Origin of the sequence: Chitinophaga nivalis, assembly GCF_025989125.1 — a bacterium.
GTDB classification, from domain to species: Bacteria; Bacteroidota; Bacteroidia; order Chitinophagales; family Chitinophagaceae; genus Chitinophaga; species Chitinophaga nivalis.
The window spans coordinates 6,273,401-6,286,492 of the sequence record NZ_JAPDNR010000001.1 but is presented as its reverse complement, the minus strand read 5'-3'; the positions used below and the strand labels follow the sequence as shown (position 1 = coordinate 6,286,492).

Below are 13,092 nucleotides of genomic sequence, written 5' to 3'. Positions count from 1 at the left end.
TACCAGTGTGCAGCAAGACACTGTAAGTGTAAAGTAAGTACGGTACTGGTTTTTGTACATTTTTAATGTAGATAAAATGACGGATGTGTAAGCAGCGGGTGTTTGTGAAAAAGTACATGATAATATGCTAAATTGCCCGATTTTAAATTTTACCCGATTTACTGTACCATAAAATTATCGTCCCTATTCAAGTGTATGAAACGACAGACAAGTATCCTGGCGACCCGTTGTGAACCGCGTTTAGCTAGCCCGTTATTGGTACGTAGCTTTACCCTGAAAGCGGAGAAGTGCTTACCGGATTCTTATGAAGTGGAGCTGCCGGGAGGGGAACTGATATTGCCCTTCGCCGGTAGCTGGAACATCCAACTAAAACACCTATTGTAAACTTTATCTGTACGAATCTCTTTACTATGAAAAATAAATATCTGTTATTGGCATTACCATTGCTCTGGTGGCGTCCTGCCTGTGCCCAGAACAGGATAGTCATGCCACCGAGTGCGACGCCATCGGCCCTGGCCAAGTATGTGGATAATCCGGTCAGCACCTACACGGGTGTACCTGAAATTAAAATACCCTTATGGACAGTAAAGCTGAAAGGCTATACGTTGCCTGTTGAGCTGCGCTATCATGCAGGCGGTGTAAAAGTGGAGGAAGAGGCCTCGAATGTAGGTACCAACTGGAGCCTTTCGGCCGGCGGTGTGATTACCCGGGTGGTCAAGGATATTCCGGATGATTATAATAAAGGAGAGGTGATCAGCAGGCTGACAGACCGGCCGGAATCGACAGATCCCAGTGCGGAGCATCCCCGGATCGGTCGTTTCTGGTCGGGAAAATATGAAGTGTTGCGCGACTTCGATGGCAATAGCGCAGACCAGTTATATACCTTTGCTACCCTGGAAAAAATGAAGGCCAACTATAATCAGGCGAAATATTCCATGCAGGGGATGAATGACCTGGAGCCCGATCTGTTTTATTTTTCTTTCGGTAATAAGTCCGGAAAATTTGTATTTGATATAGAAGGCAATGTACAACGGGCCATGTTATTTCCGAACCAGGATATGCAGGTGACGCATACCCTGGATGCGCAGGGAAAGATTGTTGCTTTTACGATCGTCGATAATGATGGAACCCAATATTTTTTTAATGCTGTGGAAGATGTGGAGAATAAGGCATATTCCACGATGGACATGTTTTGGAGATATAGACCGGATGATCCGATGCAGGATATAGAAAGTTATTCCTATACGATCAGTAAGTATAATTCTGCCTGGTATTTATCTGCGGTGAAAACGGTGTATGAAGAAGAAATCACCTTCACCTATGAAGATGAAGCAGAATATTCCTGGAACCGGCCGGCGGAAGGAAGGGTAAAAGGCACCTATATCAGCGGCAAACCTTATGAAGGCGTGTCTACTATTTCTTTGGGGCTCACTACTTCCACACACAAAAAGAGGATCAGTAAAATTGAAACCGCACAGGAAGAGATTAATTTTATTGCCCAACACCAGCGCGAGGATACCTATAGTTTCAATAATGCCATCTCTAAGGTGGAGATCCGTAATAAAAATACAACGAAGGTGCAGAAAGCCTTTCGCCTGAACTACTCCTATTTTGTAGGCCCTCCTACAGAGAAGTTCAAGGAGATTTTCGTAAACTCTAATCCTCCCATCCGGGTGCCGCCGGATTATATCGCTGTTGGCTATAAACGCCTGAAGCTGGATAAAATAACGGAGATAGGCACCGACTTTGTGGAGAATCCGCCTTACATTTTTCAGTACGATATGCGCACGGCATTGCCGCACCGTTTTTCCTTTCAGCAGGATATGTGGGGCTATTTCAATGCTGCTACCAATAATCTCAGTCTGGACCCCACGCTCTACTATTACCCTTCTTTGACGGGAAGCGATCGGTTTCGGGTATACCGGCCTTGTAACCCACCGGCAGGAGAGCAGGTGATGCTCTATGGCAACAGATTGCCTGATACTGCGCAAGTGAAGACCGGTTCCCTGATTGGTATTATCTATCCCACTGGCGGACGGGTGGCCTATGAATATGAATCCCATGCCTTCCGGCTGGAAAACTGTGATTATTATGGTGGCGGCCTGCGGATAAAACGTATCCGGAGTTTCGCCAATGCGGGCGATAATACGGCTTCGCTGGTAAAAATATATACCTATACGGATGCGGGGGGCGCCAGCAGTGGCCGATTGGTTTCTCTCCCCGTGTTTGGAGAGGCAGCCCTGGATCAGCAAAAACTGTATAGTTTTTCCCAGGGCATTCTGGGCGCTACGGCGGGGAGTCCGGTGGGCTATTTGCGGGTGACGGAGAAAAGTACTTCCGATAACAATGCAGAGAATAATGGGAGTGTGGTGTATGAATATAGTATGCCGGCAAAATACGGCGACAGAGATGATCCTACCTATAACCTGTATAATGCCAGCATTGTCAGGTATGTGGATCACAACATGAATAGGAACAACTTTCGTACAGAGCAAAGTTATCAGGAATACCTGAGATCTATCGTCCACTATCGTAACCAGATCAATGTGAATCCTTATCCGCCGCATCCGGATGTGGATTGGTGCAGAGGGAAGCTCATCAAACAGACCACCCTGGATGCAGCTGGTAGCCCCAAAGAGGAAGTGGTGTACACGTATGCGATCTACGATGGGAGCAATATCAAAAAGAAAAAGAGTGTGTATGGACTTTCCTACAATTTGATTAACTATGATGAAGGGATCTATATGTCCCATATGTCTTATTGTAAGTATGAAATCATTGCCCATCGCGCCAATGTACCAACGTCCACTACTACCACCAGGTATAGTCCTGCCGGCAATATCACTACGGTAGAGAATTATAGCTATGGTAGCAACACCCATATGGGGGTAACGGAAAAAAATACTTTCTCCAGTCAGAATGAAAAGCTGGTAACGAAGTATAAATATCCGCTGGACTACTTCAATAATACTGGTAATGTACCGCCACCACTGGAACTGGATTGGATGCGGGTGAAAAATATTATTGCAGCACCACTTGAAATAACCAACTTCAAAGAGGTGAATAATCAGCGTCGCCTGTTGTCTGGCGAGATGACACAATATGGTATTGAAAAGAACAAATACCTGGTGCCGATCCGGTATCTGAAAACAGAGCTGACAGCATCCGTGACAGACTTTTCCGAGTCGTCCGTAGCTTCCGGTGATCTGAGATGGGATGGCAGGTATTATAAGGAAGAGGTGCGTTTCGATGCTTTTGACAGATTGGGCAATCCTATCCGGGCAGTGCAGCATGAACAGCTGACAGGTTACCTGTGGGATAACAATAACATTTATCCGATTGCTGAAGTGAAAAATGCGAAGGAAGATGACTTTGCCTATTCCAGCTTTGAATCCGCGCAGTCGGGTAACTTTGTCTATGATGGACTGAATGAAGCAGTATCCGTTACAGGTAAAAGGGCGATGATGTTTGATGCCGTACCGGGATATATTACCAAGACCAACCTGAACCCGGCAAAAAAGTACCGGGTGACGATGTGGTTTAAGTCGCCAGCTAATGCGGCGCCTGGGGATGGTTTTAAGCAGATCTCCGGACCCAATAATAATGGCTGGTCCATGTATGAAAAAGTGATCTCCGGCCAGACGACTTTCCGTTTTCAATCTACCAATTGCTATATCGATGAAATCCGGCTGCATCCTATCGATGCGGAGATGAACACCTGCGTGTATGATCCGCTGATAGGATTACTGAGTACTACCAATGCCAAAGGAGAGATTACCTACTATGAGTACGATAACTTCCAGCGGTTGCAGGCCATTCGGGATCATAAAGGCAATATCAAACAGGTGATCAGCTACAAATATAGTGCTCCCAAAGATGAAGGTAACCAGCCGGATATCTTTGCCACCAGCTTTGAAACGGAAAATATCCCTGGTATCACGAGTTACATTGCCAGAACGGGTACTAAAAGTTTTGACAGCGATAGCGAAGATTTGCCGCCAACAGGTATGTTTTTCGATAAACTGCTGACAGGACTTTTTCCGGGTAAATATGTACTTTCCTGGTGGGTAAGAATAGGGAATGAGTGGGTCAATAAGGAACAGGAAGTGGTATTGACCGGCGCCGGCAGTACCAATTCCTACCGGATGCAGATACCTGGTAATATTGATGATGTACGTTTTTATTTGAAGAGTAATTAAAACAACGATAGCAAAAGAGGGAGCGGGTAGCTCCCTCTTTTTTTTGCGTGTATAAAGGCGTAGGTTATTTTTTTGCAGGGTAGTTTTTTAGCCCGGTTATCTGATTACAGGGAAAAAAATATTCAATAAAATTATTCCTGCTGAGAAGTTGCAGTAGTACCACATAATTTTATCATTGCGTAAACACTGTCAATCTAAGATTTTAATTTATAAGAAACCGAGTCAGCTTATAAGTATACACAAAATGGTCCCTCTCATGCAAGGCCCGTTTTATAGGAAAAACTGTCAATTGTCAGACCTGTCTTAATTATTAAAAAATGCGTAACCATGAAAAGAAATCTGCTTTTATTAGTCTTGTAACCTTTATTTAATTAACCAGAGCTGTGCCGGTGTCTGTAGCATTGGTTATAGCTGTTGAAGAAAAAAAGGGTAGTAGTCCGTGCCCCAATAAAGGTAATGTTACGCCGGGAGTCGATGTTTGCAAGTCTTTCACCTATATATAATTGTACTGCCAGCGAATTTGAAAGCGCCAATTATAGTGATGTGGGATAAGCCCTTATAGCGGTATGCCAGGTGATGGAATAGCAACTGAATTCCTGACGACGGCCCCATTGTGTTATTACCCAGCGAGAAAAGTTGAACTTAACATGCAATAATAAAACCGTATAGCCATACATGTGTCACATTTTATAAAAGAATTTCAGCAGTTGTCACCTGAAAGCTTTAGCCACTGATTTTACTTCAGCATTATTACGAAACTTGTTCAAATCTGCCTTTTAGCAGACAAGTATCTTCTATTTATATTGTTTAATTAACCAAAAAAATCAATGATGAAAAAGAGTCTTTTAATGCTTGGCGCTTCGATTGTCTTTTTATTTGCCAGTGCAATGCCTGCACCCGTAAAATCGGAAACAAAAGCTGTTAAAGCATCCAGTGTACGTATCACCTTCCATACTTCTTATGGATCGAATACAGGAAGTGTTGTTGATATATATAACAGTACATCCGGTATTCATTACCGCACCAACCACTTTGGGGTAGCTAGTGTTCCGGTATCTCCCGGAGATGTAATACTGGCTATTTTTATGCCTCCCTACAGAATCAGACACGTTGTCACACCACAGGATATTGCTAATGGCAATGTGGTAATTGTAGGACAGCATTAATGCTTACGAGGGTATCTCCCTGCTGCTGCGGGCATGGGAGATACCCTCGTAAATATGTATTCCGCATGCTTGCTATAGCGCCTTTCATCGCCGTAATCTGAAAGGTCCGCTCAGTAACTATTTTCTTATATTGTAGCCGCTATATTTTTCCATTTCTTTAGTTGGTTAACGGCAAGTTTCGGGTAGTTGTATTGCTGCTGATAACATATTCCCTGGCTGATGCCATGATCATCCTAGCTGGCCTGATTCCTGCTCATTTAGAATTCCAATAAGCTGATTTTTAGTGGATTTTTATTTTTCGTATTTATTAGATTAGCGATTATTTAATACTTTTAACCGGTAGTTTAATGGGGAGCTTCACTCCATCCAGGAGCTAATTTAGGTAAACAATAAATTCATTTTTTAAAACGATGTTGTCGTAATGTGGATCAAAGTTTATAACTTCAACTTTGCTAACATCAATTCCTATTTGCTCAATAAACTTGTACTTAATTAGGTTCAAAAACTCCTGTTTTTCAGCTTCTGGTTTGAAGTATCCAATTGGATACTATAGAATATTTTTTAAAAAACGCTCTATAGCATGCCATAAACAAGTTATACATCTGCTGGTATTTGATGTCTGGGCATTTTGAATTAATTAAAATTTCTGTCATAATTAAAATTATTTGATTAATCATGAAAGTAGCATTGCAAAAATGATAAAGACAAATCAAATATTTACATCTACTTTAACTTTTTTTCTCAATTCGAAAGCCTTCGTTACACAATGTTATGAAGGAAAATTACAAGCGCAATATCTACTCAAAAAATATGTTCTTTCCTATTTTTGTCTGTATTTTATCTACCTTCTTATTGAATCGGTAAATAACTTCATCTTCTAAGACGGAAATTAAGTTCTTATAATCGTTGAATTCATTTATAGGAGTTGATACTGTATATACTTGAGCCAAAACAATTGAATTATCATCTTCGGAGGTAAGGGATAGTGTAACATCAGAATTATTATGATCGTTATGAGCCACATATGTATTTCTTGCATTCATAATTACATTATGCAATCGTAATAAATCAACTTTATCTTTATAAATGTCTTTTGCATCCAGAGATATATTTCCTATTCCCGCACTGTTAAAGCATTTTGAATACGACATGACGAAATTCTTGTACATGCCAGTCGCTAACACAAAATCTCTAATCTCGAATTTCTCATTCTTATTCAATTCAATCGCGTGTTCAATTGAGATCTTCGCTTCCACAATAAACGCGGCTATCTTAACCCATCCAGATAAAAGTGTTAAATCCTTATTATCCAAACTCCATTTCTCATATTTAGTCCCTTTCAGACTATCCTTTGCGGCGTCCTTTAAAAGATCGTTGTCCATAAGTATTGATTTATACTTTCCAATATAGCCATATATGTAATAGTTTTCGCTTTTCGCTATGATATAAAATTGCATCCCGCAATCAGCCGCTAGAGCCAATCAAAAAAAATGAATTTTAAAAGCGAGCCATAGCGAAGGCTTTTATAAGAAACATGACGAAATAAGAGTTTTTTCAATAAAATCACCTTCAACAAAAATGCCCCCCCCAAAAAAAAATATTACTTGTAAAGTATTCCAAAAATTATTCTGGCTGTGTGTACATAGGCTTTTATCGATTCCGCAAGTATCAGTAGGTTCCTTTAAGTAGATACTATATCGCTGATTAGTAGAACAGAAAGCAGCTTTTTGTTGTATGGAAAGAATTTTAAAATTTTAACGACTTTGTTTGACAATGGTACACTTATAGGGACTTTAGTTTTTTTCCTTACTGTATTTCTCCACAATTGACCATACTTTTCTACTATGTGGGTCTTGTTCAACTTTCCAAATGGACATAAGCCAAGCCGGTATAACATTGATACAGAAAGCATCTTCTAATATTTTCCATCCTTTCCATACCAAAACTTATGATTTCGTTCTTTCTGCGCCTTTGGTTTAACATAGGCGAAAATTTCCGGTAAGAGAATTTTTGATAATTTTTTCGTGGAGCAATAAATGGGAAATAAAATTTGACAATCAGAAGTGTCAGTCATTTTTACTTGAAAGATTGTTTGTCTTTTTGTAATGTAAATTCCTTTGAAAGGTAGCGTGCTAGCCCATTGGAGGGTAGTTTGTTGAGTGTCATTCTGAGTGTCAAATGCTTGTCAATAATAGTGATTGGAAGCGGGAAAATAGAAGGAATTTGACAATCATACAAACAAAAAAGCCTGATAATCTATTGATTATCAGGCTTTTACTGGTGCCCAGAACAGGAATCGAACCTGCACTCCCTTTCGAAAACAAGATTTTGAGTCTAGCGCGTCTACCAATTCCGCCATCTGGGCAATCTTTTTTAAGAACTCTTTCCGTCAATTGCGGGATGCAAATGTAGAGAATCTTTTTTTATTTGACAAAATATTTTTTAAAAAATATATATTATGAATGTTTGTTATGCAAATAAGGCGCCGGACAGGAGCTTGGATATTCCCTGCAGTAAAGGGTTTGCAGCATATTCCTAACCCTGTTGGACCCCTTTGGATAATCCCCGATGCGCATATAATCCACCCGGAACGAGTGAGCTAAGGAAAAAAGATTACCTGCATCCTGACGAAAAATCCCCCTGAAAATAGAAGGTAATGTGGCTACCTCGTGGTCAAAAATAAACGTCGTATAGGGGATACCGGTAGTAATGCCTCCAAAAATGAATGATGCCGGGCAGCAGAAAAAGGGAAGGAGATGTAATGATTGTTGCTTTTTTATTGATCTGCATAAAGCAGGTCAATGGAATAGTGGGGTAGATGCTTACCAGTAATCAGACGGTTGCTGTGGAAGGCATAAAGGCGGGACGGGATTGTTCTGTGTTACAAATAAATGTCAGGTACTACCTGGTGATAGCCGGTAGTTACCCGGAGGCCGTAAAAAATTACAACTATAGCATCTTATTGAGCACTGCCAGGAGCAGGCCGGACATGCCAATGCCTCCTGCAATTTATAGAAAGAGAAGGCCATAACAGGCGCCCTCAAAACAGTATAATCCCCATGTGCCGGCTTTAACCGCTAACATAATGCAGTAAAAAAGCCAATAATAAAGCACCTCCATAGCAGTAACAGGCGTAACAAACCCGCCGGCTGCCCTGTGTTCAGCACGGTTCCAACCTGTCTGCTGCGATCCTATATCACTATGAAATCTTAATTTATCTAGGTCATGTATGTTGAATCCTTTTTATAATCATTTTTTTCTAAGGTTTACTAATCTGTGAGACAGCATTTTGATTGCTTTTTCCGAAGGTGATAAAAGCCTGTAGGTCCTATGTTTTCGTATTTTGAAAAAGCTAAAATGGACAAAAAAAGGATAAATTACTGGAGCTTCATAACCATTAATACGACGATACCATAACCATATTTCCAGCTAAAATTTTTTTTCGAATCATCAATTTTTAACCAGTAAAAATCTACGCTCATGTTATCAACACCTGTTAAGCCTTTTAGTAGGCTCCTGCCTCTCTACTGCCCATTTGGCGTAATTGAAAGCCCTTTTATCGCAAACATCGAAGACAAAATCAAGGAATGGGCAGATGACTACAGCTCGCTTTCGCCGGAGTTAAGAGCGGCATTCAAGCGATCTACTTTCGGAGAACTGACGGCCCGTTTTTTTCCGACGGCATCAGAGAAAATGTTGCGCGCAGCAGCCCGGCACGTCCTGCTGTTTTTTGCTTTTGATGACCTGCATGGTTTGAGCAAAAATGCACACGAGGTACAGCTGCATTGCGAAAAAGCCATTTTAACCCTGGAAGGGCATGTGGTAACTCCGGAGAATGACGACGACGTGCTGCATCAGTTTGCCCTGTTGCGTACCGAGTTGCTGGAGATTTCTTCCCCCGAATGGGTAAGCCGCTACATCGCTGATGTCAAAGACTTCTTCGATTCGCTCATCGTCAGTTGCTTTTTCAATGCCAGAGGGATCTATCCGAATGTGGATTATTACATGATCCTGCGGGAAGACCTGGTAGGATTGTATCAATTGCTGGGGTGGGTGGAATTGGCTTCAGGCGGTATATTCCCGCATGAAATGCATACCCACCCGTATATTTTCCAGTTGCGTAAACTGGCTGTGGGCATCATGGCCTGGGCAAATGATTATTATTCCGCTGCCAAGGAATACAAAGATGGCGAGCTGATGAACCTGGTACTGGTGATTCACCAGGAATATAAAGGTACACTGGCAGACGCCTTTGATATGGCAGCCCGGATTCATAATGATGCCATGACCCAGTTCCTGGAACTCTGCGAAACGCCGCCAGACTTCGGTGCGTACAATGCACTGTTTAAAGTGTATATTGAAAACCTTAAACAGATGATCCTCGGTAACAAGATCTGGTCAGAGACAACTTACCGATACGCGGAACAATTTGAAAACTTAAAAAATCTGGATTAACAACTGATTAACGATGTATTAACCCTGTCAATGAGCTATTTCCCCTATTTTAATTAAACTAAAATAGGGGATAATACCTCATTTGCTTGCTATATTCCAAAAAAACCATATTATGAAACCCTCAAACGTTATTAACCAGCTTTGTTACATTGGGCTTACTCCTCATCTAAGCAAAGAACAAAAAAGAAATCTGTATACGGTAAATCTGGTCAGCATCATCACAGCATTGTTTGCTATATTCGGAACATTGGCGGCCTATCTGTTTATTTTCCGTACCTCTCAGATCTTCTTTGCCGGATGTTTAGAAGCCACTGCCTTTGTGGTGGTATTGTTGCTGAACAGGTACCACCACTATGGAATAGCTGCCCTGCTTTTTTATATGCTGCAGAATGTTGCCATTATTTACTTCGGTGTGAAGATGGACCACGACTCCGGTGTACAGCAGGTGGGTTTTTTTATGATAGGGCTGTCTTTCCTGCGGTTTCAGCATAAGCTGCAACGGGCCATTTGCATTGGCATCACCGCATTTTCTATTTTAAGTATTGAACTGAATCACCTCTGGCAGATCGTAACGCCTTTCCCGGCCATGAATAACCATGCTTTTTCTATCCGCGGCATTGTATTCCCGATTGGCATTATCCTGAATGTACTCGTGATTGTTTTATATGAAGGTAACTACAAGGCATTGCTGGAAATTATCCGAGGCAATAGTGAAGAACTACGGAAACAACGCGATGAACTGGATGTGCGTTCCAAAGAACTGGAACGGGCCAACGTATCCAAAAGTATTTATGTGAGAGAAACCAGCCACGAAATGAGGCAGCCGTTCAATACCATGCTGGGCGCCGGTCAGCTGTTGATGGCTGCACCACCCGATGATGCCATCGGTTCCTACCGGCCGCTGATTGAAAGTCTGTATTCAGCCGGTAACCAGGGCCTGCGTATTATTAATAATGTATTGGAGATGGCGAAAATTGAAGCCGGGAAGTTCGATGAAATACATAATGAAGTATTTAACTTCCGGGCATGGCTCAACCAGATTGTACTGGCCAATCAGTACCTGGCCAATATATATGGTTCAAAAATAGTGCTGGAGGTAGGCAATAATATGCCCACCATTATGCTGGGTGAAAAAAACAAGCTCTCCCAAATCGTTACCAACCTCCTGGCCAACGCCATCAAATTTACTTCCAGCAACAAAAACATCGTGATTAAAACAAAACTGATTAATAAAGATCGCTGGCAGCTGATTGTCGCCGATGAAGGTTGTGGTATTCCCGCCAACCGGTTGCCCCTCATTTTTGAACCTTTTGTAAGCGATGGTAACCAATGCAACAGCACCGGCCTCGGATTACCTATCACCAAAAAACTGGTAGACCTGCTGGACGGTAACATCCGGGTGGAAAGCCGCGAAAAAGCCGGAACATCTTTTACCCTGGAATTTCCATTCATCCAGGTAGATACAAAATCAGTCATTATTGCGGATGCAGAAACCCTGACCTGCGACCTGAGTCATGTAAAAGTATTGATCATTGAAGACGACCGGATGAATGCCCATATCCTGAAAAGATTCCTCGCGAAAATATGTGGTCATGCCATCATCGCGGAAAACGGCGCCGAAGGTATCCGCATGGCTGCACTGGAAAGTCCGGATATCATCCTGCTGGACTCATTTTTGCCGGATATGACCGGTAAGGAAATTCTGGAGTCACTCAAACAACAGGATGAACTAAGCAGGATTCCTGTTATAATGGTGTCCGGAGAGGCCATCATCGAAACCCAGCGCGAATTGATAAAGGCAGGGGCAAAGGAATATATTACCAAACCTGTTGTCTTAAAAGAATTGCAACAGGCCATGATCCGATCTTTGCCGGCACTCAGGATGTCGTAAAGCCGCGGTTATATACCGCAGACAATATATATATGCTATGAATACCTGTACTCCATAACGGCCGGATCACCCCGAACCGGCCATTCAACCAATCCTTAATTAGTCGTCCTTATAAAATAATTTATTATGCTGGTATAAGACACCGTAATAACGGTGATGCCTGCACCGGAATGACAACAAAAAGTGCATTATTCACTACCGTATTTATAAAATAATCTGAATTTTTATAGCAGAAATACCTGATAGCAGACAGCAATAATATGCTGCCGGTAAATTATTTTAAATATTTGATAGTCAATTTTTTATATTAATAATAATAGTTGTCTTTTTGACAATTGTTATTATGTTTCCCCTGCTTTCAGATAGCAGGTAACAGGAAATTAGTATCAGTGAAGTATTGCTTCAGTGAGGAAGGGTAATTTTACCTCAGAGTTACACTGGTAGTGACTTTGTGTTTACCCTTTTTACTTGTATAAACCTACAAAATTCATTACTTGGAAAATGCCTGTTAATATTTGATTTTATTATTAATTAACGTCGGAGTAGTATTGTTTGATGATAAAGTCATATTTTTAGAATTATTTTGACTGAAAAATGATTGAACCCATTTAGCACTGATTAACATTTAACCCAAATGTTATGAACCATGTATTGTACCCTTTGATGTAGATGCTTATTGCTACACATGACTGTTTAAATCCTTTCAAAATAAGAATTTTATGATGAAAAAATTATTGGCGCCCTGTCAGGCCTTGTTTTATGACGATTGGACAGCGAATATCTCCCGCAATAAAAGTGATATTGCCTGGAGTGCCCAACAAACAAAGGTGTAGAAAGGATGTATAACAATACCACGAAAAGATGATGGATTGTTTCATAACAGTGTTATACTGAATCTGATTGCATTTGTTGTAGTAAATATCAGGTGTGGCCTGATGGGTCGAATCGGAGTATACTGTCCTTATGTAGGTGCCGGGTGAAAAAATGAAGAATGCCAGCGATGATGTAAATGATGTAGTACATGTGTATTGATTTGAGCAAAAAATCGTTAAAAGGCTTCGCATGCTAACCCGAAGAGGAATGTTTACAACGATAGCAATTGGTTAATCGTCCCATTAGTCTAACTACTGATATTATTGCATGTCGATCGTCAGTATTCGGATCGTAGGAGCAATAAAGAACCATGCTGCAACACTGGAGAATAGCGGAGGCTTGCATTTAAGATAGCATTCGGGTAACGATGATTTAATTGTCGATTTAATTGGGATTGCACTTTCGGATGATGGTTGTTTATTGATGCCAGTGAAATAGCTATAGCGCCATGTAGCGTGGCTGTTACTGTCACTGTTGTCCTATCGGAACATTGTTGCACTATTGTATT

At 41.3% G+C, this 13,092-nt stretch carries 6 protein-coding genes and 1 tRNA gene; 5 read left to right on the top strand and 2 right to left on the bottom strand.

Annotation, left to right across the window (positions count from 1 at the left end; translation table 11 throughout):
* The first annotated feature begins 195 nt into the window (after positions 1 to 195).
* From OL444_RS23165 to OL444_RS23155, 3 genes are all read left to right on the top strand, one after another.
* Positions 196 to 384, top strand: a complete 189-nt coding sequence (locus OL444_RS23165; RefSeq protein ID WP_264729462.1) for a hypothetical protein — start codon at positions 196 to 198, stop codon at positions 382 to 384.
* Positions 385 to 410: 26 nt separating this feature from the next.
* Entirely contained in the window at positions 411 to 4,199 is a 3,789-nt protein-coding gene (locus tag OL444_RS23160; protein ID WP_264729463.1) for a hypothetical protein, read from the top strand.
* Between the two features lie 827 nt (positions 4,200 to 5,026).
* Positions 5,027 to 5,365 carry a hypothetical protein gene (locus tag OL444_RS23155; RefSeq protein WP_264729464.1) on the top strand — a complete coding sequence of 113 codons (339 nt, stop codon included), beginning with the start codon at positions 5,027 to 5,029 and terminating at the stop codon, positions 5,363 to 5,365.
* A 797-nt stretch (positions 5,366 to 6,162) separates the two neighbouring features.
* Here the strand turns inward: OL444_RS23155 and OL444_RS23150 are convergent.
* Positions 6,163 to 6,747, bottom strand: coding sequence for a hypothetical protein (locus OL444_RS23150; RefSeq protein WP_264729465.1), 585 nt, complete (start codon positions 6,745 to 6,747; stop codon positions 6,163 to 6,165).
* A gap of 896 nt (positions 6,748 to 7,643) precedes the next feature.
* Positions 7,644 to 7,730: transfer RNA gene (locus OL444_RS23145), tRNA-Leu, on the bottom strand.
* 1,115 nt (positions 7,731 to 8,845) lie between these two features.
* On the opposite strand from OL444_RS23145, the gene OL444_RS23140 reads away from it, so the two are divergent.
* The gene (locus OL444_RS23140; protein WP_264729466.1) at positions 8,846 to 9,820 is read left to right on the top strand and encodes a terpene synthase family protein; all 975 of its coding nucleotides are present in this window, start codon (positions 8,846 to 8,848) and stop codon (positions 9,818 to 9,820) included.
* 112 nt (positions 9,821 to 9,932) lie between these two features.
* Positions 9,933 to 11,711, top strand: coding sequence for an ATP-binding response regulator (locus OL444_RS23135; RefSeq protein WP_264729467.1), 1,779 nt, complete (start codon positions 9,933 to 9,935; stop codon positions 11,709 to 11,711).
* The last annotated feature ends 1,381 nt before the right edge of the window (positions 11,712 to 13,092 follow it).

Coding starts and splice junctions, on each gene's coding strand:
- OL444_RS23150 (WP_264729465.1), bottom strand. CDS start 6,747: ATGGACAACGATCTTTTAAAGGACGCCGCAAAGGATAGTCTGAAAGGG.
- OL444_RS23140 (WP_264729466.1), top strand. CDS start 8,846: ATGTTATCAACACCTGTTAAGCCTTTTAGTAGGCTCCTGCCTCTCTAC.
- OL444_RS23155 (WP_264729464.1), top strand. CDS start 5,027: ATGATGAAAAAGAGTCTTTTAATGCTTGGCGCTTCGATTGTCTTTTTA.
- OL444_RS23135 (WP_264729467.1), top strand. CDS start 9,933: ATGAAACCCTCAAACGTTATTAACCAGCTTTGTTACATTGGGCTTACT.
- OL444_RS23165 (WP_264729462.1), top strand. CDS start 196: ATGAAACGACAGACAAGTATCCTGGCGACCCGTTGTGAACCGCGTTTA.
- OL444_RS23160 (WP_264729463.1), top strand. CDS start 411: ATGAAAAATAAATATCTGTTATTGGCATTACCATTGCTCTGGTGGCGT.